Source organism: Mesorhizobium sp. B2-1-3A (genome assembly GCF_006442655.1).
Taxonomy (GTDB): Bacteria; Pseudomonadota; Alphaproteobacteria; order Rhizobiales; family Rhizobiaceae; genus Mesorhizobium.
On the sequence record NZ_VFWK01000005.1, the window covers coordinates 313184 to 338144 of the forward strand.

Below are 24961 nucleotides of genomic sequence, written 5' to 3' on the forward strand. Positions count from 1 at the left end.
ACATGAATACTGCGAAATTGACCAAACTCGCGCTGATGGCCAGCGTGTTCACGGGACTGGCCATGCCCGGCATGGCATTCGCCGGTGCCAAGGGATCGAAAGTGATCCTGCTGACGGTGAGCGAGGAATGCGAATACTGCGCCCTCCACCAGCGCGCCTTCAAGGAAGTCGCCAGCGCCGCCGGCATCGATCTAGAGGTGAAGATCACCAACTTCGATGCCGCCGAGCAGGCATCGCAGGTCGACCAGGCGCTTGCCCAGAACCCAGCCGCGATCGTGCTGTGGCCGGCGGACGCAAGCGCCATCGTGCCCTCGCTGCGCAAGATCAACCAGGCCGGCATTCCGCTGGTCATCACCAACTCGAAGCCCGACGACAAATACGCGGACTATTGGAACGTCTTCACCGGCCCTTCCGATATCGGCAACGGCCAGTCCGCCGGCGAAGCCATGATCAAGGGTTTCGCCGAGAAGAAGTTCGGCACGGAAGGCAAGATCTTCATCGTCGAGGGCGTGCCGGGAACACCGCCGCAGATCGCGCGTTCCAAGGGCCTCGAGGAGGTGCTGGCCGAGAAGGCCAAGGGCATCGTCGTCGCCGGCAAGCAGAACGGCAATTGGGACCAGACGAAGGCCACCGACGCCGCCGCCGCGCTCTTCACCCAGGTCGGTCCCGACGTGAAGGGCGTCTACGCCCAGGCCGACAACATGATGTCGGGCGTGATCGTGGCCGCCAAGCGCGCCGGCATCGATCCGGCCAGCCTCGTGCTCGTTGGGTCCAACTGCTCGATCGAAGGCGTCAACCAGATCAAGGACGGCACGCAATACGCGACCGTGCTGCAGTCGCCGATCGATGACGGCAAATACGCGGCCAAGGCGGTGATCGATCTCCTCGACGGCAAGAAGGTCGAGAAGGAGATCTTCCTGCCGCACGAGATCGTCACCAAGGCCAATATTTCCGACTGCGACGGCGCCATCGGGCGCTGATCCCATCCGGGCGCGGCGGGCCTCCCGCCGCGCCTTCCAATCTGATTTAGGAACCGAGGAGTACCCCATGGCCGAGGAGCCACTGTTTACCAATGTTCTGCCTGAACTCGTCGTGGTTTCAGGCACGGCTTCCGGTCTGGGCACCAAGATCGCCCATCTTCTGGTCGCGAGCGGCGTGCGCACCATTGGCGTCGATCTCGCGCCGGCGCCCTCCGAGCTCTCCAGCGAGCTCTACACCCATGTCCGGGGCGATGTGTCGCTCGAGGAGACCTGGAGCGATATCGCCCGCTCCGTGACCGCCATCGATCCGGGAACGCTCGGACTGGTCACCTCGGCCGCCATGCTGAACGTCGGCACCGTGCTGGAGTTCGACAAGGCGGCGATGGAAAAGACCATGTCCGTCAACTTCATCGGCACGGCGCTCGCCTTCCGCGCGCTGCTGCCGCTGATGATCGCGCGCGGCGGCGGCCCGATCGTCGCAGTTGCCAGCATCGACGCGACCTTCGCCGAGCAGCAGCTCGCGATCTACGCCGCCTCCAAGGGGGCCGTGCGCCAGCTGACGCGGACCGTGGCCATGGACCACGCCCGCCAGGGCATCCGAGCCAATGTGCTGAGCCCCGGCCCCATGCTGGCCGGCCTGTTCGAACGGCATATGAAGTCGGCCAGCGACCCGGACCGCTTCCTTGCCACGCGCGCCAATCGCCAGCCTTCGGGCCGGATCCTCGATCCGGGCGAAGTCGCCCGCGCGGCGCTTTTCCTGCTCTGTGACGCCTCGACCGCGCTCAACGGCGCCGAAATCGTCGCCGATGGCGGCCTGACGACCAGCTTCGACTTCCGGACCGGGTCCGAAGGCGCATCGGTCTGAGGGGGCGAGCCATGACCAAGAGCACGGAACTCGTTGCCGCCTACTGGACGATCGCGGGCGATGTCTATCCCTTCGCGCCCAACGAGATCAGCCCCTTCCCTTTCGCCCAACGCGTCGAGGCGGCGGCCAAGGCCGGCTACAAGGGCGTCGGTCTCATTCACGCCGACCTCCAGGCCACGCGCGAGCAGATCGGCCTCGAGGAAATGCGCCGCATTCTCGATGCCAACGGCATGCCGCATGTGGAGCTGGAATTCATCACCCACTGGTTCTCCGGCGGCGAGCTGAAGCTTGCCTCCGACAAGGTGCGCAAGGAGCTGTTCGAGGCGGCCGAGGCGCTTGGCGCGCGCGACGTCAAGATCGCACCGGAATTCGACGCCAAGACCATCGACCTGGCGCATGTGACCGACAGCTTCGCCGAGATCTGCCAGGATGCGGCACGCTACGGAACCAGCATCGCCCTGGAGGTGATGCCCTTCTCCAATGTCGGCACGCTGGAAACCGCATGTGCCATTGTCGAGGGCGCGGCACAGCGCAATGGCGGCCTGCTGCTGGACATCTGGCATATCGGCCGCGGCGGCATCCCCTATGAGGCGGTGGCCAAGGTTCCCCGGCAGTATGTCGTCTCCGTCGAACTCGACGACGCCGATGCGGATGTCGTCGGCACGCTCTGGGAAGACACGATCTATCAGCGGCGGCTTTGCGGCGAAGGCGTGCTCGATCCGCCGGCCTTCATCGACGCGATCCAGCGTACCGGCTTCGACGGTTTCTACTCGGTCGAAGTGATCTCCAGGAAACACCGCGTCCTGCCGCTCGAGGAAGCGGCACGGCGTTCTTTCGAAACCACCATGGCGCAGTTCGCCGGGACATAAGGGAGGATAGGATGGATACCAATCTCAAGGGCAAGACGGTGCTGATCACCGGCGCCGCCAAGGGCATCGGCCGGGAAACCGCGATCGCCTTCGGGCGCGAGGGGAGCCACCTGGCGCTGCTCGACATCGATGCCGCTGGCCTCGGCGAAACGGTGGAGGCCGTGACGGCGGCCGGCGGACAGGCGACGGCCTTCAAGGCCGACCTTTCCTCCGCCGGCGATATCGAGGACAAGGTCGGCGCGGCGATCGCCCATCTGGGTGGCGGGCTCGACGTCCTGGTCAACAATGTCGGTTCGGGCGCGGTCCGCACCTTCGACCAGCTGACCGATGCCGAATGGGACAAGACCTTCTCGCTCAATTTCATGAGCTATGTGCGCACCACGCGCATCGTGCTGCCGGTGATGCGCAAGCAGGGCAAGGGTTCGATCGTCAACAACGCTTCCGATCTTGCCCGGCAGCCGGAAGGCGTGCCGATCGACTATTCAGCCTCGAAGGCGGCGGTGCTCGCGCTGACCAAGGGGCTGGCCCGCAGCGAAGGGGCAAACAACATCCGCATCAACGCCGTTGCCCCGGGGCCGGTCTGGACGCCTTTCTGGACGCAGCCGGGCGGGTTTGCCGAGACCATGGGCAAGTTCCACAACATGGAACCGCAGAAGGCTGTCGAGCACGAAATGTCGTTGCGCCAGCTTCCGCTCGGCCGGCTCGGCAAGCCCGAGGAAGTCGCCAATGTGATCGTCTTCCTCGCCTCCGATCTTGCGTCCTTCGTCACGTCCTCGGTCTGGGGCGTGGATGGCGGCTCGGTCCGCGCCATAGCTTGACGGGTCAGACGCCGATCGTGCTGTCGATGATCCGGTCGAGGCGGTTCTGCGCGTCCTTCAGAGCCGCCCGGTCGGATTTTCCGCCCGACAATGCGTGATGGATTTCCTCGCCGATGATGCGCTCCATGTCGGTGTAGAAGGGAACCGGCGGCCGCTGCCAGTTCCTGAGCAGGTTGCGGTTGCCTAGGTTGCCGACGAAGCGCACCAGTTGCGAGCGGCCGGTGGCTTCGGGATCGGCGCTCACCGAAAAGCGAGGCGCGACCGGAAAGCCGTTCTTCACATGCTCCTTCATCGCTTCGCGTGAGGCCATCCAGGCAAGCGCCTCCGTTGCCAGCGGCAGTCTCTTCGGATCGATGTTGGACGGGATGCAGAGCAGGAAGCCGCCGATCGGCGACGTGTTGGTGCCGCCCGGCCCGCTGGGCTGCGGCACATAGGAGACCCGGCGCTTCACGGCCGAGCGCACCTCCGCCTCGAACTGCGCCGCGCGCATGGTCCAGACATAGCCCATGGCGCTCTGGCCCTTCAGGAACACCGCGCAGGAATCGTCCCAATGCGCATCGAGCGCGCCCGGCTGGGCGATCTCGAGTAGCCGGTGCATGTAGTCAAGCACGGTGAGTGCGGCCTCGCTGTCGATCTGCGGCCGCATGTGCTGACGGTCGAGATTTTCCGTCGAGTAGCCGGTCGGCGTGCGCCGGATCGACAGCACCGTCTGGCCGCAGCAGCCGAGGAAGAACATGAAGCTTGACGCGAGCGGCATGCGCGCCGCGTTCCAGGCAATGCCGTAGCGCTCCGCGGACGGATTGTGGAAGACCCGGCCGGCCGAGATCACCTCCTCGAAGGTCCTGGGCAGCGCGAGCCCGGCACCGTCGAAAAGGTCGCTGCGGCAGGCGAGCACCTCGATGGTGCAATAGATCGGCACCCCGTACTCCACCCTCTGCCAGGTCGTCGTCGACCAGATCGACGGGTGGAAATCCATTGGGTTGATGCCGGATTCGCGGATCATGTCGCCGATCGGCATGATCAGGCCCCTGCCCGCGAACTCGCCCAGCCAGGGCATGTCGATGGCGATGATGTCATAGGCCGACACCGCGCGCTGGCCGTTGGCCAGGCCTTCGCGGTAGAGGTCGTTCTGGTGGACGAGCTTGAAGCTCCTGGCACTGGCGAGGTTGTTGCGGAAATCCGACCACATGTTGCGCATCGCCGCGAAATAATTGTCGTCGTTGAGCAGGAACTGCAGCTCGACGCCCTCGGTGACCCGGCTCTTCAGCAGGTTGATCGGCGGAATGACCGGGTTGCCGCGCCGCGGCGCGCCGAAATAGTAGTTGGTTTCGTGTTCCTCCGTGCCGCGCCCGCCCAGGATCTCCGCGATCAGAGCCTTGGTTTCCGCCGCATAGTTGACCGCGAGCGTCGTCAGCTCCTCCGTGGGATGCAGCGTGAAGCTCCTCGGCTTGTCCGGCGACGGCCGGCGCTCGACAAGCCCCTTGCCGATCATGTCCTGGATGCGTCGGATCGCCGTCCCATGGCTGAGGCCGGAGACGAGCGCGAGCTTGCTCATCGTCACCGGATAGCCTTCGAGCTCCGATCGCATGATGTAATGGACCATGCGCCACGACGCCTCGTCCTCGACATCGGCGACACCGAGGAACGGCGTCCTCAGCCGGTCGACGAAATCGTAGACGCGCAGGAATTCGTGGTCGTTCATGAGACCTCCTCTGGGTCGCGCCAAACAGGGCGGCGCCATGATTTAGTCCAAAATGGACAAAACTATAGCGGTGTCGGAGGATTGTCGGGTCTCAGGCCGTGCCCGCCGATTTGCGCGCCAGCACGAAATCCCAGTTCACCGCCCAATAGGGCGACGTGAATCCAAGCTCCGCCGCGCTTGTCGGATCGGTGATCGCCTTGAAATCCGCGATCAGCGAATCCTTCACGCCGAAGACCGCGTCCTCGGCGAGATACTGGCAATCGGGCGTGAAGATATGGGTGATGACCGGGTCATAGCCCGGCGCGCTGATGATGAAATGGATATGGGCGGCCCGATTGGGATGGCGTCCCAGCGCGGCAAGCATCTTGCCCACGGGTCCGTCGTCCGGGATCGGATAGTAGCGCGGCTTGACGGCCCGGTACCAATAGTCGCCGTTTTCGCCGCTGGTGAACACGCCGCGCAGGTTCCAGTCCGGCTGCAACCCCTTCTGCTGGACGTCGTAGAAGCCATCGTCATTTGTCTGCCAGACGTCGATCAGCGCGCCGGCGACCGGTTTGCCTTCGGTATCCACCACGCGCCCGCGCACCACCAGCGGCTCGCCCTTGCCGTCCAGGCAGATGTTGGCGCCATGCTTGTAGCGCGGCGCCTCCGGCACGTAGAACGGTCCGAGAATCGTGTTCTCGGTGGCGCCATTCGGGCGCCGGTGATTGATGGCGTCGACCAGCATCGAGACGCCGAGCGTGTCGGAAAGCAGGATGAATTCCTGCCGCCACTCTGAACACATCTGGCCGACTTCGGTCAGGAAGGTGATGCCCTTGAGCCATTCCTCATGGGTCGGCTCGATCTCCTTGACGGCGGCGTGCAGGTGCTTGACCAGCACGCTCATCACCTCGCGCAGGCGCGGATCGACGTCCGGCCCCATGCGCGCGTTGACGACATCGACCGAGGTCTCCTCCTCGAAATACGGATATTTCGGCGGCCGCGCATGGCTGGCCTCTGCTTTGCCCAAGGTCGGTCCTCCTCCAGATTTCGCCGCGCGTCAGGAGCGCGGCCGTTCGCCTGCGTAAGCCCGGGCGATCAGCCCCTTCAGCGCCTCGCGCTCAAGGGGGCGCGGGTTCCAGTAGGGGTTGGACAGCGCCCTGTCCGTCGCAAGCTCGATACCACTTTCAGGCATGCCGATATCCGCGAGCGCACGCCGTGCGCCGACCTTGCCGACAAGGTCGTAGAGCGCCATGGCCGGGTCGTCCGTGCCGAGCACGTCGCGCAGCCGCTGCATCACGTCCGGCACCGCCGGAGCGTTGTAGGCAAGCGCGTGCGGAAGCACGATCGCATGCGTTTCGGCATGCGGCAGGTCGAAGCTGCCGCCGAGCGTATGGCAAAGCTTGTGGTGCAGCGCCATGCCCACCGAGCCCAGGCAGATGCCGCAAAGCCAGGCGCCATAAAGCGCCTTTGTGCGCGCTTCCCGGTTGCCGGGCTCGAGGGCGATTGTCGGCAAGGCGACGGCAAGCGCGCCGATCGCTTCCGTCGCCATCAGGCTGATGACCGGATTGCGCTCGCGTGCATAAAGCGCTTCGACCGCATGCGCGATCGCATTGAGCCCGCTGGTGCCGGACATGGCCGCGGGCAGCGACAGAGTGAGGTCGATGTCGTAGATCACGATTTCGGGCAGCACCTTGGGGCTCGACTGGGTGACCTTCACTCCGTCCCTGGTCTCACCGAGGATCGGCGTCATTTCCGAACCGGCATAGGTGGTCGGCACCACGATCTGCGGCAGGTCGGTGCGCAGCGCGATGGCCTTGGCAAGGCCCGTGGTCGAGCCGCCGCCCACGGCAACGAGCCCGTCGGCCTTGAGGTCCAGAATGACACGCAGCGCATCCTCGGTGACCTCCACCGGCGTATGCATCGTCGCCCGCGCGTAGACGCCGGCGGCGCGGCCGCCGAGCTGTTCGACGAGCCGTCGCGCTTCCGGCTCTTGCGGCGGCGTTGCCAGCACGGCGACCCGCTTCAAGCCCAGCCGGTCCAGTTCCGCCGGCAGCTGCTGGATGGTGCCGGATCCGAAAATGACGCGGGCCGGCTGGCCGTTATAGACGAAGGGTTCCATGAATTCGCCTCGGACCTAGCTCCGGTTGTCGACGCGCATCAGGAACGGGTTGATGCTGACCGACTGCCAGACATTGGCCGCGCTGAAGGGATCCGCGGCATTGAATGCCCTGACATCCTCGATCTTTTCGGCGGAAAACACAAAGAGCGAGCCGATCATCGTCTCCCCGTCCTCTGCCACCAGCGGACCCGAGATGAGGGTCTTCACACGCCCCTGCGCGAGGTGCGCCTTGTGCGCGTCATAATTGGCCAGGCGCCTCGGCAAGGCATCGGCATGGTCCAGACAGTGGACGGCAAACAGTGTCACGACATTCCTCCCAAAAGGCCCGGCAGGCCGTTGCCAGCGATCGGAACGAAACGACCCTCAAAACGGGTCGAGTGACCTTCGAGGGCTGGCGACGAAAGACGGGCTAGAAGAGGTTAGCCCGAAATAGGGCTGACCGGTTTCAAGATCTGTCCAATTTGGACAAATGCGATCGTGTTGTGAACCCGTGCGATCGGTCCATCCCAACACCGTCGCATTGACCCTGCTTTCGAACCGATCCCCAGCGCCGTTGCTTTGGGCCATTGCGTTCTGCAATGCCGGCGAATATGCTTGTTGTACGATCGTTCAACAAGCATATTCGCCGAGCCCCGATGACCTGCAATCCTCGCTACGAGATCCTGTTCGAGCCGATGCGGATCGGGCCGGTCACCGCGCCGAACCGCTTCTACCAGGTGCCGCATGCCAGCGGCATGACCAACGCCCTTCCAAGGGTGCGTGCGGCCTTCCGCGAAGCCAAGGCCGAGGGCGGATGGGGCGTGATCTGCACCGGCGCCTGTTCGATCGATCCGAGTTCGGACGACGCCCCGCTGCCTTTCGCCACCTTGTGGGACGACAATGATATCCGTGCCCATGCGCTGATGACGGAGGCCGTGCACCGCCATGGCTCGCTTGCCGGCGTCGAGCTCTGGCATGGCGGCGCGTCCGTCATGAACAGGACAAGCCGCCTGCCGCCGCTGTCGCCATCGGGAATTCCATGGATGGCCACGCATGTCGGCTTCATGGGCAATCTGCGGCCGAAGACCATGGACAAGGCCGACATGAAGGAGGTGCTGCGATGCCAGGCCGAGGCGGCGCGCAAGGCGCGCACGGCCGGCTTCGACGTGGTCTACGTCTATGCCGGCATGGGCTATCTCGGCTACGAGTTCCTGCTGCCGGAGTACAACCATCGCACCGACGAATACGGCGGACCGATCGGGAACCGCGTGCGCTTCGTGCGCGAGATGATCGAGGTCACCAAGGATGCTGTCGGCAAGGATTGCGGCATCGCGCTGCGCGTCAGCCTCGAGGAACTGCGCGGCCGGCCCGGCCGCAACCAGCCTTCCGAGGCGCATGAGCTGATCGAACTTTTGGCCGACCTGCCCGACCTGTTCGACGTCAAGATGGATTCCAGCCCGACCGACTGTTCGGCGTCGCGCTTCACCGGCGAAGGCAGCCATGAGCCGGTGATCGATTTCGTCAAATCGATGACGAAAAAGCCGGTGGTCGGCGTCGGCCGCTTCACCTCGCCCGACACCATGGTCTCGCAGATCAGGCGCGGCGTGCTCGACTTCATCGGCGGCGCGCGGCCCTCGATCGCCGACCCCTTCCTGCCGGCCAAGATCCGTGAGGGCCGCGAGGCCGAAATCCGCGAATGCATCGGCTGCAACATCTGCATTTCGAGCTGGCATGACGGCGTGCCGGTACGTTGCACGCAGAACCCGACCGCCGGCGAGGAATGGCGGCGCGGCTGGCACCCCGAGCGTGTTGAACGCGCCGACAGAGCGGAGCGCATCCTGATTGTCGGCGGCGGACCGGCCGGGCTCGAATGCGCTCTGACGCTTGGCCGTCGCGGCCATGAGGTGATGCTCGCCGACAGCAGCCGCGGCTTCGGCGGCCGGCTGACCTTCGAGAAGACCCTGCCCGGCCTTTCCGCCTGGAACCGTGTCGTAGACTACCGGCTCGGACGGCTCGGCGAGATGAGCAATGTCTCGCTCTATCCCGAGAGTGTTCTGGGCACAGACGAAATCATCGACCTCGCGCCGGAGCGCGTGGTGCTGGCGACCGGCGCGCGCTGGACCAACATGCTCTATTCCTCGATGGAGATTCCGGTCGGCACGCTCGAGCACCCGGATGTGTTCACACCCGACGACATCGCCGCCGGCCGCCTTCCGCAAGGACCAACCTTGGTCTTCGATTTCGACAATTATTACATGGGCGGCGTGCTGACCGAGCATCTGGCCGCACAAGGCATCCCGGTCAGCTACGTCACCCCGGCCGGCCAGGCGTCCGCATGGACGATCATGACCAACGAGCTGCCGCTGGTGCATCGTGCGCTGGCGCGCCGCAACGTGCCGGTGACGACGTTGCATCTGTTGAAATCCTTCGACGGCGAGACGGCGACGCTGGCGCATCTGTTCACCGGCGAGGAGAGCCGCATTGCCTGCCGCTCGGTGCTGATCGTCGGGCTGCGCTTGCCGCGCAACGAGCTGTTCGAGACGCTGACGCAACGGGCGGACGCGCTTGCGGCCGTCGGCATCGGCAGCGTCGATCGGATCGGCGACACGCTCGCGCCGGGCGCCATCGCCCATGCCGTTCACAGCGGTCACAAGCTCGCCCGTGAGATCGGCGCGAAGGTCCGCTGGCAGCCCTATCGCCGCGACACGCCTATCGTCGACGCGGTAGCGGATTTCGATATGCGCACGGCAGCCGAATAGGAGCAATTCCGGGAAAAGTGTGAAGCGGTTTTCCCATAGGAATTGCGTCAAAACAGGGAGGTCTGGAAGGCCATGGAACGCACCGCCGCACGTCGCAGACCCGGCCGCCCGCAGCGCGAGATCGGCGGCATCGAGCAGCGTCCGTGGAAGCAGCTGACGCGGCCCTATGCGCCGATCGAGATACTGTCGGCAGACCAGGTCCAGACGATCCACGAAATGGGCCTCACCATTCTCGAAGAGATCGGGATGCGCGTGCTGCAGCCGCGGGCACGGCAGTTCTATCGCGCCGCCGGCTGCGATGTCGACGAAGGCGCGATGCGGGTACGCTTCGACCGCGCCATGGTGATGGAGCGCGTCGCCATGGCGCCATCATCCTTCGAGCTGCGCGCCCGCAATCCCGCCAAGAACGTCAAGGTCGGCGGCCGGCACTGCATCCTGTCGTCGGTCGGCGGCCCGGCCTATGTCATGGACAATGATCGCGGCCGCCGCCCCGGCACCTATGCCGAGATGTGCGACTATCTGAAACTCATCCAGTCGTTCAATGTCCTGCACCAGGAAGGCGGCGGTCCGTTCGAGCCGCTCGACCTGCACCAGAACACGCGCCATCTCGATCTCTACTATGCCGAGATCACCTTGCTCGACAAGAACTGGCAGCCGCAAACCCTTGGTCAGGGCCGCGCCATCGACGCGCTTGAAATGGTGGCGATTTCGCTCGGCACGACACGCGAGAACCTTGCCCGGGAGATGCCGGTCTTCACCGGCATCATCAACACCAACTCGCCGCTCCAGCTTGACGAGCCGATGGCCGAAGGGCTGATCGCATTGGCCGAGCATGGCCAGGTCAATGTCATCACGCCGTTCACGCTGGCCGGCGCGATGAGCCCGGTGACACTGGCCGGCGCGCTGTCGCAGCAGCATGCCGAGGCGCTGGCCGGCATCGTGCTGACCCAGATCGTGCGCCCGGGCGTGCCGGTTATGTATGGCGGCTTCACCTCCAATGTCGACATGAAGACCGGCGCGCCGGCCTTCGGCACGCCCGAATACACACAGGCCGCGCAGATCACCGGGCAGCTCTGCCGGCTGATCGGCGTGCCGTTCCGCTCCAGCAATGTCACCGCCGCCAATTCGGTCGACGCGCAGGCCGCCTATGAGAGCGCCATGTCGCTGTGGGGCTGCCTGATGGGCGGCGCCAACCTGGTGCTGCATGCCGCCGGCTGGCTCGGCGGCGGGCTGACGGCGTCGTTCGAGAAACTGGTCATCGATGCCGAGATGCTGCAGATGATGTCGGCCTATTTCGATCCGCCCGTGGTCGATATCGACACGCTGGCGCTGGAGGCGGTGCGCGAGGTCGGCCCGGCCGGGCATTTCTTCGGCGCCGCCCACACCATGCAACGCTACGAGCGCGCCTTCTATTCGCCGCTGGTGTCCAACTGGGATAATTACGACACCTGGGTCGAGCGCGGCCAGGTCACGGCACGCGAACGCGCCAATGTGGTGTGGAAGCGCATGGTCGCCGAATACGAACAGCCGCCGATCGATCCCGGCATCGACGAAGCGCTGCGCGACTATATGGAGCGCCGCAAGCGCGAGGGTGGTTCGCCGCTGAACTAGGCGTCCCGCAAAGGCCCCACCTGCGCCTCCAGCATCTCGAACCCCGCAGCCTCCGCCGCCTGTGGTGTCACCACGCTTTCGTCAAGACACCATTCGAGCCACAACCCGTCGACAAGCGCGATGAAATTGCGCGCCAGCGACGGCGCGTCGACTTGCCTGCCGCGCGGTATGGCGACCGCCGCGATATCTTCGGCGAGTTCCGCCCGGTAGGCATCGTAGAGTTCGCGATGCGCCGCCTTGAGGCGCGGGTTGACAGCGATCTCGCCCCACAGCGACAGCCAGATCAGCAGGTTCTCGCGGCTGAAATATTCGGGCGAGAAATTGGAGTGCACCAGGGCGGCAAGTGCGGCCTGCGGCGACCAATCGGAAGTCTCCGCACGGCGGCGCTTGGCTTCGGCGATCTGGTTGTTGACGCTGGCGTAGAGCGAGGATTTGTAGACCTCGACCAGCAGCCCGTCGAGACTTTCGAAATGATGGTTGATGAGGCCGCGCGAGACGCCGGCCTGCCTGCAGATCCGATCGATGGTGAAGGCGCCGATGCCGCCGATCGACAGGCAGCGCGTCGCGGCTTCGATCAGCATGGAGCGGCGCACGTCAGCCTGTTCGCGGCTGAAGCGCGGCGGAGCCTTCTTCGCGCCGCGCTTCTTTTTTGCATCTTCTGGTTGGGCTTCCGTCATGGACTCCAGCTAATCGATAATGCCCTTTCTGTCCATGAAAGCGCGCTCACGCCTTCTTCTTGAACAGCACCGGATTGGGGTGACCATCGGGATAGATGACCGGGTCGAAAGCGGTCTTGTGGATGGCGACCAGCGGCTGGTGACAGATGAAGACGAAACCGCCGGACTGCTCCATCAGATCCTCCATGCGGTTCGACAGTGCGATGCGCTTGGCCTCGTCGCTTTCGGCCACCAATTGCTGGTAGCTGGTCTCGAATTCCGGACTGTCGAAGCCCGACCAGTTGTAGGCGCCGATCTGGTCGGGGCGGAACCAGACCAGGTTTTCCGACGGATCGATGCCGCCGGCGAAATCCATCAGCGCCAGGTCGATATTCTTGTAGCCGTCGCCTTGCGTCTTGTCGCCGACGCCCCAGAAGGCGGCTTCGTCATAGGGCTGGATCTCGACCTTGATGCCGGCCTGTTCGAGGCTGGCCTGGATGATCTGCGCGGTCGCGGTGCGGATGGAATCGTTCATCACCGTCAGGGTCAGCGACAGGTCACCGACGCCAGCCTCCTTGAGGAGTGCGGCCGACTTCTCATAATCCGGCGCCGCGATCAGATTCGACGCCCGCGCGAACTTGGTACCGGGCTGGACGACACCGGTGGAGCGCTTGGTGAGATCGTCATACACGCCGGTGAGGATCTGCCCGACATCGACGCCATACTGCACCGCCTGGCGGACCTTCAGATCCTTCAGTCGCGGGCTGAGCATATTGATGGTCAGCCAGACATAACGGGTCGACTGCGCCTCGATCAGGTTTGTGTCCGCCGGCGGCTTCTCCTTGACCGCCTTGGTCGCCGAAATGGCGATCTTGGTGTAGTCGAAGGCATCGGCTTCATAGGCAAGCTGAGCCGCCTGATCGTCCGACACGACATAGATTTCGACCTTTGAGAAATCCGGCTTCGGGCCCGGCCAGTCCGGGTTGGCCGTCAGCGTCACCTTCTGCTTCTGCTGCCAGTCCGAGAAGAGATAGGGCCCGCATGTCGCCGGCGGCTGCGTGGTGAACTTGCCGCCGGCCTTCTCGGTGCCGGCGCGGCTGATGATGTGGCCGCCATAGTAAGGCAGGCTGGTGACGAAGATCGGCTGGTAGGGCTCCTTCAGATGGATGATGCCGGACCTGCCATCGACGACCTCGACACGGTCGAGTTTCTCGAACTGATAGGCCCAGGGCGATGCCAGCGCCTTGTCCGCGATGCGCTCGAACGAGAATTTCACGTCGTCGGCTGTCACCGCGCCGAAACCACCAGACCATTTCAACCCGTCAATCAGGGTGAAGGCGATGGTCTTGGGGTCTTTCTGCTCGAGCTTTTCCGCGCCCCACAGCGACCAGGGCGAACCTTTCCGAATGTCGCCGAAATGGTTGAGCGAGACATAGATGCCGCGCATCATGACATCCTCGATGCCGCCATTCATAAAGGCGGGATCAAGGCACTGAAGATCGCCTTCCATGCGGATGCGCAACGTGTCGCCGGACGCCGACCAGGCAAAGCCCGGCTTCATCGCCAGGCCGGCGCCCAACACGCCGGCCGCCTTCAGGAATGTACGTCTGTCCATGGTCCATTCTGACATCTCAGTTTCCCCTTTGGTTGATGGAAGCGCGTGAGAAGGCTTCCCGTTCTTGCCCGCCTGTCTGCAGCGGGAAATGGCAGCGCACCATGCGATCGGCGCCCATCGGCCGGTAGACCGGCGCATCAGTCCTGCAGCGTTCGCGTGCGATCGGGCAACGCGTGTGGAACTCGCAGCCCGAAGGCCGCCGGAACACGCTCGGGATCTCGCCGGTGACGGCAGGGTTGTGGCTGCGCCGGCGCGGATCGGGTATCGGCTCTGACTGGATCAGCGTCGCGGTGTAGGGATGCAGTGGTGCCGAAAACACATCTTGCGTCGGCCCCGTCTCGACCAGCCGGCCGAGATACATGATGGCCAGCCGGTCGCTGACATGGCGGATCATGGCCAGGTTGTGGGTGACGATCATGGCGGCGAAACCGAGCTCGCGCTTGAGTTCGCCGATCAGGTTCAGCACGTCGCCTTGCACCGAGACATCGAGGCCGGCTGTCGGCTCGTCGGCGAGCAGCAGATGCGGCTTCATCGCCAGGGCGCGCGCAACACCGACGCGGCGCGCCTGCCCGCCCGACAGCTCATGCGGAAAGCGGTCGACAAAGGAGGCCGGCAAACCGACAAGCGCCAGCAGCGCCTTGGCAGCGGCGCGGCGGTCCGGCATCGGCAAACCCTGGATGATCTGCGGTTCGGTGAGCAGCGTGCCGATGCGCAGGCGCGGGCTGAGCGAGGCGACAGGGTCCTGGAACATCATCGCCGAGCGCCGGCGCATGGCGCGGAAATCAGTTGGCGTCCGCACCTCCCTGCCCTCGAAGACGATGCGGCCGGCGGCTGCCCGGATGAGCCCGAGAATGGTGCGGGCCAGTGTCGTCTTGCCGGAACCGGATTCGCCAACCAGCCCGAGCGTCTCGCCCGGCATCAGCGACAGCGTCACCCCGTCGATGACGTTGAAGCCCGGCAGCGGGAACGGATTGATCAGCCGGTTGAGCAAGCCGCCGCGCACGAAGCTGACGGAGAGATCCTCGACGGCAAGCAGCGGGCTCATGGTGTCACCGCATGGCAGCGCGCGACATGAGAAGCGGCGAGTTTCACCAGCGGCGGCGCGACGGTCGTGCACGGCGCGAAGGCACGGTCGCAGCGCGGTGCGTAGACGCATCCGGACGGTGGCTGGGTGAGGTTGGGCAGCGAGCCCGGAATGGTCGGCAGCCTGTCCAGCCGCTCATGGAAGCGAGCGGGGTCGCAGGCGAGCAGCGCTTGCGTATAGGGATGGCGCGCGTCGTGGAAGATCGCGTCGACCTCGCCACCCTCGACCACCTCGCCGGCATACATGACATAGACCCGGTCGCAGAGTTCGGCGATGACGCCGAGATGGTGCGAGACGACGATGATGATGCCATTATAGTCGCGCCTGAGCTCCCGAAGCAGATGGATGATCTGCGCCTCCATGGTGACGTCGAGCGCCGTCGTCGGCTCGTCGGCTATGAGCAGGCCGGGATCGGTCAGCAGCGCGGCGGCGATGGCGACACGCTGGCGCATGCCGCCGGACAGTTCATGCGGGAAGCTGCGCATGCGCCGCTCGGCGTCGGCGATGCCGACGCGGCCAAGCATGGCGGCAATGCGCGCCCGCTTCTGCGCCCGGCCAAGGTCCTTGCGGTGGTGCTGGAAGTCGACGAGCTGATCGCCGATGGTCAGCACCGGATTGAACGCCGTCATCGGATCCTGGCTGACCAGCGCGATCTCGTCGCCGCGCAGCAGGCGCTGGTGGTACGCGTCGAGCTTCGCCAGATCGACGCCATTGTAGGAGATCGAGCCGTCGATGCGGGCATTGGCCGGCAGGAGATTGGCCAGGGCAGTGACCAGCGTGGACTTACCGCAGCCGCTCTCGCCGACAATGCCGATCACTTCCCCCGGATGCGCCTCGATGTCGACATGGCGCAACGCGTGCACCGCACCATGCGGCGTCTCGTAGCGGACGCTGAGATCGCTGGCGGCGAGCGAGCCGGTCATGCCGGCCTCCGCAACTGCAGGCGCGGATCGAGATAGTCGCGCAGGCCTTCGCCGAGGAAGGTGAAGCCAAGTGTGGCCAGCACCAGCGGCAGGCCGCCGAAGATGACCATGAAGGGCGCCGAGCGAATGCTGGTGTAGCCATCGTAGAGGATCGAGCCCCAGGATGGTGTCGGCGGACGCACACCGAGGCCGAGGAAACTCAAGCCGGCCTCGACCATGATGACGACCGGAATATCCATCGACAGAAGGATGATCAGCGGTCCGACGACATTGGGCAGCAGATGGACGAAGATGATGCGTGCGGCACTGGCATCGATCAGGCGCTCGGCAAGGATGTAGTCGCTGTTCTTCAGCGCCAGCGTCTGCGCCCGGATCAGCCGGGCATAGCTCGGGAATGAGGTCGCGGCGATGACGATGATCAGCGTGCCGGTGCCGGCACCAAGCACGGTGATGATGGCGAGCGCGAACATGATCATCGGCAGCGAGTTCAGGCTGTCGAAGCTCAGCACCAGTATGGCGTCGAGCCAGCGCGGCCCGTAGCCGGCGATCAGGCCGAGCAGAAGGCCGATGGCGCCGGCGATGGCCACCGACACCATGGCGATGGTAAGTGCGGTACGCGCGCCGTAGATGACGCGCGACAGGAGATCGCGGCCGAGATGATCGGTCCCGAACCAGTGCTCCGCCGATGGCGGCTGCAGCTTGTGCAGCACGTCGATCTTGACCGGCGAATAGGGCGCCAGAAACGGCGCGAAGAGCGCGGTGACGAGGAAGCCTGTCACCAGGATCAGCGCCACGCAGGTGAACGGGTCGGCAAGCAATGCGCGCAGCAGGACGAACCGTTGTCGGTCCGGTACGGACAACGAGGCATCAGCCACGGAAGACATCGCGCACCCTCGGATCGAGCCGCGCGATCAACAGATCGGCGGCTATGGTGATGGAGACATAGATGGCGGTCATGATCAGCACCGTGCCCATGACGACCGGGTAGTTGCGGGTGTTGACGGCATCGGTGATCAGTTTGCCGATGCCGGGCCGGGCGAACACCGCCTCGACGAAGACGGCGCTGGACAGGATGCTGCCGAGGCCGACCGCGACCAGCGAGATGGTCGGGATGATGGCGATGCGCAGTGCGTATTTGGAGACGATCTTCCACTCGGGCAAACCAAACGAACGCGCGGTGCGGATATGGGGCTCGCCCATCACCTCCATCATCGAGGCGCGCACCATGCGGGCGATGTAGCCGATCCAGCCGAGCGCGATGGCGGCGGCCGGCATGACCAGTGCCTTGGCCTGGCTGATGAAGTCGCCGGCGTCGCCGGCGCCGATGGCCGGCAGCCAGCGCAGCGTGACGGCAAAGACCAGCAGCGAATAGATGGCGACGACGAAGGACGGCACCGCGATGACGCCGACCGAGAGCACGCCGATGACGGCATCGGCCGCCGTGCCGCGCCGCATCACCGACAGGCAGCCGAGTGGAACGCCGATCAGGAGCGCGACGGCCAGCGCCGTCAGGCCGAGGATCAGCGTGTTCGGCAACGCTTCCAGCACCAGGGTGGAAACGGGCCGGTTCGACCAGACGTCGTAGCCGAGATTGCCGGTCAGCGCGTTGCGGAAGAATTCGATGATCTGCCACCAGACCGGCTGGTCGAGCCCCATGCGCTCGATCAGCAGCCGCTTCAGTTCCGGCGTGGCGCGCGGACCAAGAGCCACGGTTGCCGGATCGCCGGGAACGAGGAAGACGGCCGCGTACATCGCGATCATGACAAGAACGAGGATCAGGAGGCCGAGACCGATGCGCTTCACTGCATATGCGAGCATGGCCTCTCTCCCTTCTACTCAGGCGAAATCGCGCCTGATGCGCCGCGTTTGCGAGGCGCTGTGGACGAGCGTGCCCCGTTCTCGCGCCTCGAGCCGCCAACTCAGGTTGAAATGGGTTTCGTCCGCTGTCAGTTCGGTCACTGCGATCGCCTCGGTGTCGGCATCGCCGCTGGCAATCGCCCAGCGATATTCGGTGACGAGTTTCGCCGACAGCGGATCGTCACTGCGGATGCTCATCGTGTCGCTGTTGGCAGAGGAGACGGTGATGGCGCGATCGTCATAGCGCCGGCGCCCGTGATCGGAGGTCAGCGCAATGGTCTGCATGCCCGAACCGACATCGTCGGTGACGATGCGGCGGTCGAAGCCCTCGTCCAGCGTCGTGGTGGGGACCGGTGGCGCGGTTTCGGCAGGCTCGAAACGGACGTCGCGATCGCGCGGCGACGACGGCCGCACCGGAAGCATCACGGTGCTGTCGCCGCTTGATACCGACAGCGTCGACAGTCTCGGCTGCGGCCACAGGATCGGCCAGTGCTGGTTGGCCAGCGCCAGCCGGATGCGGTGGCCCTTGGGCACGGTGCGGGCGAAATCGTTGAGCTTCAGCCGCACGCGAAACGGTGTTCCGACGGGACAGGGTGTCGGATGCCCGTGGCTGTCGCGGTGGCTGAGATTGAGCACGCCATAGGTCATCAGCGCCGAGGTGCCGTCGGGATAGACATCGCACAGCCGCGCGGCGAGATTGACATGCGGCTGGTCGACGCTGACGAGCAAGTCCAGTTCCGGCGCGCCAAGCAATGTCAGATCATCATCCAGCGGCCGCGTGTCGAAGCACAGCGCCATCCCGTCTTCGCGGCGCTGGTCGATGGGCATGTCCGGGCAGGCGCCCCCATAGCCGCCCCAGCGGCCGCAGTCGCGTCCGGCGGTGGCGGGCGACCGGACGGAGAAAGTCGCGCCCGGTGCCGGTTCGCTGCCCAGCCCGGCGGCGTTCAGGCGCAGCGTGCGCCGCTCAATGCGCGGCGACGGCCACTGATCCTCGGCGGCCCAGCCGCCGGCGTGATCGGGAAGATAGAATGGCCGCGGCCGCTCCTCGCCGGTGATCCAGACGCGGTAGAGCGGCTCATCCATGATGCCAGTGTCTTCGCCGGCGAGCCAATGGCGCCACCAGCGCAGCGCCTCCTGCAGATAGCCGATCAGCGGCCCCGGCGCGCCGCGGCAGGGATAGGCATGCGACCACGGCCCGACAATACCGAGCTTAGGCCCCGGCAGATGTTCGAGCAGGCGCGGCACGAAGTTCGAATAGCTGTCTTCCCAGCCGCAGACGGCCATGACGGCGCATTCGATCGCGGAATGATCCTCGCAGACAGAACCTTGCCGCCAATAGTCGTCGCGGCGCTGATGCGCGAGCCACACTTCCGAGAGCGAGCTTGTCGCAACGAGCCGGCTTTCCCACATGGCGCGCCAGGCATCGCCGACGATCTGCGGGTCGGGCGCCATCGCCTTCTTCACCAGCATGAAGTTCGACCACATCTCCTGCTCGGTCAGCAGCGCGCCGCCCATATAGTGGATGTCGTCGGCATAGCGGTCGTCGGTGGCGCAGTTGGTGATGATCGCCTTCAGGGCCGGCGGCCGGCGCGCCGCGACCTGCAGCGCGTTGAAGCCACCCCAGGAAATGCCGGTCATGCCAACATTGCCGTTGCACCAAGGCTGGCCGGCGAAATGGGCGATGATTTCGCAGGCGTCTTCCTGTTCGCGCGGCAGATATTCGTCGGCGAGATCGCCGTCGGAATCGCCCGAGCCCCTGATATCGATGCGGGCGCAGGCGATGCCGTGGCCGGCTAGCCAGGGATGGATATCGACATCACGCGCCACGGTGCCGTCGCGGCGGCGGTAAGGCACCATCTCGACAACGACCGGCACCTTGCCCTCGGTGCGCGGACGCCACAGCGTGGCGGCAATGCGGGTGCCGTCGGCCAGCGTGATCCACAGCGGATCGACGGTTTCGACGGCAAAGGGAAACTCGGTTCGTACCACGGCAGGTACCCGCAAATGCTCTTGTTGAACGTTCGTATAACAAGCGCATTTGCGGCGCAATCCCGCTTCGCTTTTTTTGATGCCGAATGCGAACCGTTCTTCGGTAGCCGTGAGGCGCCGTGGGGCTTCCTGATCGGGTGGCGGCCGGTGTCCGTCATCGCGATGTTGAAGCACAGCCGATATGCCTGCGCGGTCGAACCGCATCCGCGAGGGTCGGAAAGCTCTCCGGAAATCGGCGGGTTCCATCTTCCAAATTTCGTTGCTTGATATGTGCTGCTATGGCATCGCGGCAGCGGCAGTGCTTTCAGTCAGGAGTTCCGATGACGATCCAGAGCAAATTCAGCGGCCTCGGCACCGACGCGGCGCCCGGACAGGAGAGCCGCCAGTTGTCCGGCGGGATCGACGCCGTGTTGCTCGGCGACGCGATCACCGGCCGGCCGGTCGACTTTTCGCATGGCGACGTGGACGCGTTCACCCCGACACCCGGCTCGTTCGAGGTCTTCTCGGCCGGCGTCGAAGCCGGCGGCAGGCAGGCCTACACGGAATATCGCGGCGATCTCGGCATCCGCGAAGAACTGGCCACGCGGCTGGCAGGCTTCACCGGAGCCCCTGTCGATGCGCGCGACGGCCTGATCATCACCCCCGGCACCCAGGGCGCATTGTTCCTGGCCGTCGCCTCCACCGTGTCGCGGGGCGACAAGGTGGCAATCGTCCAGCCCGACTATTTCGCCAACCGCAAACTGGTGGAATTCTGCGAGGGCGAAATGATGCCCGTCCGGATGGACTACGCAACGACCGAAGGCCGTTCGGGCCTCGATCTCAGCCAATTGGAAGACGCATTCAGGTCGGGCGCAAAAGTCTTCCTGTTCTCGAACCCGAACAATCCGGCGGGCGTGGTCTACTCCCGAGCGGAGATCGAAGCGATTGCCGCGCTGGCGAGCCAATACGGCGCGACCGTCATCGTCGACCAGCTTTACTCACGGCTCCTGTATGCCGGCGTGGACTACACCCACTTGCGCGCGCAAAAGCTGGACGCGGAGAACGTCGTGACCATCATGGGGCCATCGAAGACGGAATCGCTCAGCGGTTATCGGTTGGGGGTGGCCTTCGGATCGAAAGAAATCATTGCCCGGATGGAGAAGCTGCAGGCCATCGTCTCCTTGCGCGCCGGTGGCTACAGCCAGGCCGTTTTGCGCACATGGTTCGACGAACCGGCTGGCTGGATGGACCAGCGCATCCGTGAGCACCAGGCGATCCGCGATGATTTGTTGAAGGTTTTCCGCGCGACTTCCGGAATCCAGGTCCGCACGACAGAGGCCGGCAGCTACATCTTTCCGGCTCTGCCCCGCCTGGCCGTGGCAGGTGGCGATTTTGTCCGCATCCTGCGCCTGCAGGCGGGCGTCATCGTGACACCCGGAACGGAATTCAGTCCGTTCTCCGAAAACAGCGTCCGCCTGAACTTTTCGCAGGACCACGCCGCCGCTGTTGCGGCCTGCGAGCGTCTGGTGACCCTCGTCGACGGCTACCGCGCATGAGCGGCAACAGTTCGGATCAGACGCGAGCAGGTATCAGGCGAGGACCGAACTATTCCGCGGGGTGGAGAACCGCCAGCTGAAAGCCGGCATTCGTTCCTGCAGCCGTCTCGGTCAGGACATCCAATGCAAACGCCGCCGAGGCGATATCGAAGAAAATGTCATAGGATATCGCGCCGAAACGGTCGAAGCGGGCCACGACAGCGTCCAGATGCAAGGCGCGGGTCTGGGAGACGTCGCCGGCCTTGAGGCTTTCCGGCCTCAGATCGGCCATCGAGATCCGCCGCATCAGCGCGGGCGCCGCCGGACCCGATATCACGAACCACGCCCAGCCTTCGTCGCGATAGGCGTCATATCCCTTGGAGGGAAGCTCACTGTCGTGCCAGGCCTTGCGCAGGTCACGCAACCGCGCACCGCTGCCGCCGGGAGGCGCCGCCAGCAGCACCTCCTGCTGGCCAAGTCGCAGCACCGACGTGCCGCAAGACAAGACAATGGCGGTATTCACCACCTCCGGTGCGGATAGACCTGCTTCACCGAGCCAGTCCATTGTGCCGGGACCACGCAACCCGAACCGCTCGGTCGGCGTGCAATCGAGCACGACGTTCTCCTGCGCTCCGGGCGGCCCATCCCTGCGCGCGAGGCGCCGCGCCAGGGCGTGTTGGCGCAAACCGGGATCAATACCCTCGGGATGACCGACCGATGCGGAATGGCTGCTCGGGTGCATCCTACATCTCCTGCCGCTGGTTTTCGGGGTCATGGAACGGCGTCGGCACCACCTTGGCCTGCACTTCCTTGCCACACAGGCCGCGTATGCGCAGGCTGGACCCCGGCGCCGCGTCACGCGGGTCGGCGTAGGCCAGTCCGATCCATTTGCCCAGCGTCGGCGAGAAGCAGGTCGAGGTGACGAAGCCCACAGGGCGGCCGTCGCGCAGCACGAGGCAGGATTCCGCCAGCCGGACACCGTGCCCCTCGGGCAGTTCGAAACCGCAAAGCTTGCGCTTCAGGCCCAGCCCGCCGCGCGCCTCGATGGCGGTCTTGCCGACATAGCGCGTCTTGGCCTTCGACAGCGCCCAACCCATGCCCAGTTCGTCGGGTGTCGAGAGCGCGTCGGTATCCTGGCCGATGATGATGTGCCCCTTTTCCAGACGCAGGATGCGCGAGGCTTCCAGCCCATAGGGTTGCAGCCCCTGGGGCGCGCCCACCTCTAGCAGCTTTCGCCAGAGTGCCGCGCCGAAGGATTGCGGCACATGAAGCTCATAGCTCAGTTCGCCGGTGAAGCCGATGCGCATGATCCGGACCGGGCATCCGCCGATCACGCCGCTGCGGCCATTGAGGTAGGGGAAGCCCTCCGGGGAGAGATCGATGTCGCCGCCGAGTGCCTCGAGAACCTTGCGTGCCGAAGGGCCGGTGACATTGATCGCCGCGAAGGCGGCGGTGACGTTCTGGATATCGACCCGCATGCCCCATTGCGTGTTCGCGAACAGCATGTCGGTAAAGACGCGGGCGACGGCGCCGGTGGTGGCGGTCACGTAGAATTCGGTCTCGGATAGCCGGTAAGCCACCCCGTCATCGATGACCGATCCCATGTCGTTCAGCATCAGGCAGTAGCGCACGCGACCCACCGGCTGCCTGGCATGCGCCATCGTGTAGATGCGGTCGAGGAAGGCGCCGGCATCCGGCCCTCGTATCGCCAGCTTGCCCAGGGTCGAAACGTCAAGCATGCCGACCTTGTCACGCACCAGCCTGACCTCGTCGGAGATCGTCTTGCGGACATCGCCATCTCCACCGTAGTGCAGCGGTCGCCACCACGCACCGGCAGGTGTCAGCTTCGCGCCGCTTGCGACATGTTCGGCGTGGATCGCCGTATGTCGGTAGGGCACATGGTTCGGGCCGGCCAGCAGTCCCAATTTTTCCGGACCGAATGGCGGCCGGGATGTGGTGATACCCACCTCGCCCACTGTGCGGCCCGTCTCCGCCGCGACGATCCTGGCCGTCATCAAAGCCGAATGCCGTCCCTGCGACGGCCCCATGCCGACGGTGGAATAGCGCTTCACCAGCTCAAGCTCGCTATAGCCGTCGCTGACGGCGTTCCTGATGTCCTTGACTTGCAGGTCCTCGTCGAAATCCACGAAGTCCCGCCCCTTGGCGTGGGCGGACAGCGATTGAAAATGGTTCATCGCCGCCGCGCTGGCATCCGGGATGATGGCCGGCAGGTCGGCGTGATGCCCTGCCCCCCGTGCGGCGGCCGCGCCAGCGATCTCGCCGCTGCGCAGCACCGCGTTGAGCTCGAAATAACCCGCCGCCGAGCCGGCGACATGAAACGCCTCCGGCAGATTGCTCAGCACGAATTGCCGGCTGGTCTCGTCAAATCCCAGCTTCGCGCCGGCATGCAGCGGCAGCTGGTAAGACGGCGTGTAGCCCGCCGCCACCACCAGGTGATCGCACGCCAGCAGTTCCGCGCCATGTTCGGGCGTGGTGAAGCGGATGGCTCTTATATGGCGATTGCCTCCGGTCCCCAGCGCCTCCGTGACGGTGACATTCGGGATGATACGGACACCACGCTCGACGAGGTGTCGCGCGAGGGTGCTGTCGGACGCATCGGCTGCCGGGGAAAGAACGGCGGCCAGGGACACGCCTGCGTCGAGAAGGTCGTGAGCGGCGAGATATCCGTCCCGGTTGCCGGCAAAGACCACGGCGCGCCGGCCGGGGCGAACCGCATAGTGGCGCATCAGCCTCTGCGCCGCGGACGACAGGAGGATGCCCGGCAGATCGTTGTTGCGAAACACCAGGGGCTGTTCATGCGACCCCGCGGCCACCACGACCTGCCTGGCGCGAACGCGGTAGAGCGTCTCGCCGTGCAGCACCGGAAGCCAGTTGTCGGCGAACCAGCCATTGCATCTGGCGCTGGTCAGCACCCGCAGATTGCCAAGCTTCTCGGCAGCGACGCGCAGCGCCTGCAAGGTCGCCTCGGCCTGCGCCGTCTCGAGGCCGAAACGCGCATAGGTCAAGGCGCCGCCGATTTCCGGGTTCAAGTCGACCAGCAGCACCCGCGCACCCGCCTCGGCTGCCTTGACCGCCGCCGAAAGCCCGGCCGGGCCAGCGCCGACGACCAGCACGTCGGTGTGCAGGTTTTCCCTGATATAATGGCCATGACCGGCGGTAAGGTCGACCTTACCGAGACCGGCCGATCTGCGGATCATCGGTTCCCAGAATTTGAGCCAGCTTTTCGCGCCGGGACCAAAGAAGCTGCGATAGTAGAACCCGACGGGCATGAAGCGGCCCAACCTGTCGAGCACCGCGCCCCGGTCGCGTTCGGCGGTTCCATTGACGTTCTGGGCAGTGACCTTCAGCCCCTCGGCGATCGGGCGCAGATCAGCCCGCACATTCGGCTCGTCAGGCAGTTGCACCAGCGTGTTGGCGTCCTGCCCCGCCATGGTGAGGATGCCGCGCGCACGGTGATACTTGAAGGAGCGCGACAGGATCCAGCGGCCGCTGCCGGCCATGGCGGAGGCAATGCAGTCGCCGGCGAAACCTTCGAGCGGCCGGCCATCGAAGGCGAAACGGATTTTTTGGGTGCGGTCGAGGCGCGATCCCCAGGGAAGCGGCAGCCGTTCGGTCATG

At 65.2% G+C, this 24961-nt stretch carries 21 protein-coding genes; 8 read left to right on the plus strand and 13 right to left on the minus strand.

Annotated features, from left to right (window positions below; genetic code table 11):
• Positions 1 to 2: 2 nt before the first annotated feature.
• The 4 genes from FJ977_RS21785 (at position 3) to FJ977_RS21800 (ending at position 3532) form a co-directional block, all read left to right on the plus strand.
• On the plus strand, positions 3 to 980 hold the full coding sequence (locus tag FJ977_RS21785) for a sugar ABC transporter substrate-binding protein (protein WP_246683245.1): 978 nt from the start codon (positions 3 to 5) through the stop codon (positions 978 to 980).
• 67 nt (positions 981 to 1047) lie between these two features.
• A complete protein-coding gene (locus FJ977_RS21790; protein WP_056570808.1) occupies positions 1048 to 1845 on the plus strand; it encodes an SDR family oxidoreductase in 798 nt (265 codons plus the stop codon).
• An 11-nt stretch (positions 1846 to 1856) separates the two neighbouring features.
• On the plus strand, positions 1857 to 2714 hold the full coding sequence (locus tag FJ977_RS21795) for a sugar phosphate isomerase/epimerase family protein (protein WP_140774255.1): 858 nt from the start codon (positions 1857 to 1859) through the stop codon (positions 2712 to 2714).
• Between the two features lie 11 nt (positions 2715 to 2725).
• Entirely contained in the window at positions 2726 to 3532 is an 807-nt protein-coding gene (locus tag FJ977_RS21800; protein WP_140774256.1) for an SDR family oxidoreductase, read from the plus strand.
• Between the two features lie 4 nt (positions 3533 to 3536).
• Here the strand turns inward: FJ977_RS21800 and FJ977_RS21805 are convergent, their stop codons facing one another.
• The 4 genes from FJ977_RS21805 to FJ977_RS21820 all read right to left on the minus strand — a co-directional run bounded on the left by FJ977_RS21805 (position 3537) and on the right by FJ977_RS21820 (position 7641).
• Positions 3537 to 5234: an extracellular solute-binding protein gene (locus FJ977_RS21805; RefSeq protein ID WP_181180004.1), complete on the minus strand. Its 1698-nt coding sequence runs from the start codon at positions 5232 to 5234 to the stop codon at positions 3537 to 3539.
• Between the two features lie 91 nt (positions 5235 to 5325).
• A complete protein-coding gene (locus FJ977_RS21810) occupies positions 5326 to 6243 on the minus strand; it encodes an intradiol ring-cleavage dioxygenase (RefSeq protein WP_246683247.1) in 918 nt (305 codons plus the stop codon).
• Between the two features lie 30 nt (positions 6244 to 6273).
• Positions 6274 to 7335: a maleylacetate reductase gene (locus tag FJ977_RS21815; RefSeq protein WP_140774258.1), complete on the minus strand. Its 1062-nt coding sequence runs from the start codon at positions 7333 to 7335 to the stop codon at positions 6274 to 6276.
• 15 nt (positions 7336 to 7350) lie between these two features.
• Positions 7351 to 7641, minus strand: a complete 291-nt coding sequence (locus FJ977_RS21820) for a YciI family protein (RefSeq protein WP_210243849.1) — start codon at positions 7639 to 7641, stop codon at positions 7351 to 7353.
• Positions 7642 to 7970: 329 nt separating this feature from the next.
• On the opposite strand from FJ977_RS21820, the gene FJ977_RS21825 reads away from it, so the two are divergent.
• Both FJ977_RS21825 and FJ977_RS21830 read left to right on the plus strand, forming a co-directional pair.
• Positions 7971 to 10073, plus strand: coding sequence for an FAD-dependent oxidoreductase (locus tag FJ977_RS21825; RefSeq protein ID WP_140774259.1), 2103 nt, complete (start codon positions 7971 to 7973; stop codon positions 10071 to 10073).
• A 72-nt stretch (positions 10074 to 10145) separates the two neighbouring features.
• Positions 10146 to 11684: a trimethylamine methyltransferase family protein gene (locus FJ977_RS21830; RefSeq protein WP_140774260.1), complete on the plus strand. Its 1539-nt coding sequence runs from the start codon at positions 10146 to 10148 to the stop codon at positions 11682 to 11684.
• Here the strand turns inward: FJ977_RS21830 and FJ977_RS21835 are convergent.
• The 7 genes from FJ977_RS21835 to FJ977_RS21865 are packed head-to-tail and all read right to left on the minus strand — an operon-like array spanning position 11681 to position 19808.
• A complete protein-coding gene (locus FJ977_RS21835) occupies positions 11681 to 12361 on the minus strand; it encodes a TetR family transcriptional regulator C-terminal domain-containing protein (RefSeq protein ID WP_140774261.1) in 681 nt (226 codons plus the stop codon). The genes FJ977_RS21830 and FJ977_RS21835 overlap by 4 nt on opposite strands.
• Positions 12362 to 12407: 46 nt before the next feature.
• Positions 12408 to 13955 carry an ABC transporter substrate-binding protein gene (locus FJ977_RS21840; RefSeq protein WP_246683249.1) on the minus strand — a complete coding sequence of 516 codons (1548 nt, stop codon included), beginning with the start codon at positions 13953 to 13955 and terminating at the stop codon, positions 12408 to 12410.
• 16 nt (positions 13956 to 13971) lie between these two features.
• Positions 13972 to 15000, minus strand: a complete 1029-nt coding sequence (locus tag FJ977_RS21845; protein WP_140774263.1) for an ABC transporter ATP-binding protein — start codon at positions 14998 to 15000, stop codon at positions 13972 to 13974.
• Entirely contained in the window at positions 14997 to 15962 is a 966-nt protein-coding gene (locus tag FJ977_RS21850; RefSeq protein WP_140774264.1) for an ABC transporter ATP-binding protein, read from the minus strand. The genes FJ977_RS21845 and FJ977_RS21850 overlap by 4 nt, the downstream gene beginning before the upstream one ends.
• Entirely contained in the window at positions 15959 to 16846 is an 888-nt protein-coding gene (locus FJ977_RS21855) for an ABC transporter permease (RefSeq protein WP_140774265.1), read from the minus strand. The genes FJ977_RS21850 and FJ977_RS21855 overlap by 4 nt, the downstream gene beginning before the upstream one ends.
• Positions 16830 to 17780: an ABC transporter permease gene (locus FJ977_RS21860; protein WP_140774266.1), complete on the minus strand. Its 951-nt coding sequence runs from the start codon at positions 17778 to 17780 to the stop codon at positions 16830 to 16832. The genes FJ977_RS21855 and FJ977_RS21860 overlap by 17 nt, the downstream gene beginning before the upstream one ends.
• 18 nt (positions 17781 to 17798) lie before the next feature.
• Positions 17799 to 19808, minus strand: a complete 2010-nt coding sequence (locus tag FJ977_RS21865; RefSeq protein ID WP_140774267.1) for a CocE/NonD family hydrolase — start codon at positions 19806 to 19808, stop codon at positions 17799 to 17801.
• 15 nt (positions 19809 to 19823) lie between these two features.
• Here FJ977_RS21865 and FJ977_RS21870 point away from each other — a divergent pair, with 15 nt between their 5' ends.
• Both FJ977_RS21870 and FJ977_RS21875 read left to right on the plus strand, forming a co-directional pair.
• On the plus strand, positions 19824 to 20075 hold the full coding sequence (locus FJ977_RS21870; RefSeq protein WP_140774268.1) for a hypothetical protein: 252 nt from the start codon (positions 19824 to 19826) through the stop codon (positions 20073 to 20075).
• A 53-nt stretch (positions 20076 to 20128) separates the two neighbouring features.
• Positions 20129 to 21343, plus strand: coding sequence for a pyridoxal phosphate-dependent aminotransferase (locus tag FJ977_RS21875; protein ID WP_140774269.1), 1215 nt, complete (start codon positions 20129 to 20131; stop codon positions 21341 to 21343).
• Between the two features lie 49 nt (positions 21344 to 21392).
• Here the strand turns inward: FJ977_RS21875 and FJ977_RS21880 are convergent, their stop codons facing one another.
• Positions 21393 to 22097 (minus strand): hypothetical protein, encoded by a 705-nt coding sequence (locus FJ977_RS21880; protein ID WP_140774270.1) that lies wholly within the window; start codon positions 22095 to 22097, stop codon positions 21393 to 21395.
• Positions 22066 to 24960, minus strand: a complete 2895-nt coding sequence (locus FJ977_RS21885; RefSeq protein ID WP_140774271.1) for an FAD-dependent oxidoreductase — start codon at positions 24958 to 24960, stop codon at positions 22066 to 22068. Before FJ977_RS21885 ends, FJ977_RS21880 begins: the two co-directional genes overlap by 32 nt.
• Position 24961: the final 1 nt, after the last annotated feature.

What these genes read in the sequence shown, in the direction of transcription:
- FJ977_RS21785 (WP_246683245.1), top strand. Translation starts at nt 3, where the DNA reads ATGAATACTGCGAAATTGACCAAACTCGCGCTGATGGCCAGCGTGTTC.
- FJ977_RS21790 (WP_056570808.1), top strand. Translation starts at nt 1,048, where the DNA reads ATGGCCGAGGAGCCACTGTTTACCAATGTTCTGCCTGAACTCGTCGTG.
- FJ977_RS21795 (WP_140774255.1), top strand. Translation starts at nt 1,857, where the DNA reads ATGACCAAGAGCACGGAACTCGTTGCCGCCTACTGGACGATCGCGGGC.
- FJ977_RS21800 (WP_140774256.1), top strand. Translation starts at nt 2,726, where the DNA reads ATGGATACCAATCTCAAGGGCAAGACGGTGCTGATCACCGGCGCCGCC.
- FJ977_RS21805 (WP_181180004.1), bottom strand. Translation starts at nt 5,234, where the DNA reads ATGAACGACCACGAATTCCTGCGCGTCTACGATTTCGTCGACCGGCTG.
- FJ977_RS21815 (WP_140774258.1), bottom strand. Translation starts at nt 7,335, where the DNA reads ATGGAACCCTTCGTCTATAACGGCCAGCCGGCCCGCGTCATTTTCGGA.
- FJ977_RS21825 (WP_140774259.1), top strand. Translation starts at nt 7,971, where the DNA reads ATGACCTGCAATCCTCGCTACGAGATCCTGTTCGAGCCGATGCGGATC.
- FJ977_RS21830 (WP_140774260.1), top strand. Translation starts at nt 10,146, where the DNA reads ATGGAACGCACCGCCGCACGTCGCAGACCCGGCCGCCCGCAGCGCGAG.
- FJ977_RS21835 (WP_140774261.1), bottom strand. Translation starts at nt 12,361, where the DNA reads ATGACGGAAGCCCAACCAGAAGATGCAAAAAAGAAGCGCGGCGCGAAG.
- FJ977_RS21840 (WP_246683249.1), bottom strand. Translation starts at nt 13,955, where the DNA reads ATGGACAGACGTACATTCCTGAAGGCGGCCGGCGTGTTGGGCGCCGGC.
- FJ977_RS21845 (WP_140774263.1), bottom strand. Translation starts at nt 15,000, where the DNA reads ATGAGCCCGCTGCTTGCCGTCGAGGATCTCTCCGTCAGCTTCGTGCGC.
- FJ977_RS21850 (WP_140774264.1), bottom strand. Translation starts at nt 15,962, where the DNA reads ATGACCGGCTCGCTCGCCGCCAGCGATCTCAGCGTCCGCTACGAGACG.
- FJ977_RS21855 (WP_140774265.1), bottom strand. Translation starts at nt 16,846, where the DNA reads ATGTCTTCCGTGGCTGATGCCTCGTTGTCCGTACCGGACCGACAACGG.
- FJ977_RS21860 (WP_140774266.1), bottom strand. Translation starts at nt 17,780, where the DNA reads ATGCTCGCATATGCAGTGAAGCGCATCGGTCTCGGCCTCCTGATCCTC.
- FJ977_RS21870 (WP_140774268.1), top strand. Translation starts at nt 19,824, where the DNA reads ATGCTCTTGTTGAACGTTCGTATAACAAGCGCATTTGCGGCGCAATCC.
- FJ977_RS21875 (WP_140774269.1), top strand. Translation starts at nt 20,129, where the DNA reads ATGACGATCCAGAGCAAATTCAGCGGCCTCGGCACCGACGCGGCGCCC.
- FJ977_RS21880 (WP_140774270.1), bottom strand. Translation starts at nt 22,097, where the DNA reads ATGACCCCGAAAACCAGCGGCAGGAGATGTAGGATGCACCCGAGCAGC.
- FJ977_RS21885 (WP_140774271.1), bottom strand. Translation starts at nt 24,960, where the DNA reads ATGACCGAACGGCTGCCGCTTCCCTGGGGATCGCGCCTCGACCGCACC.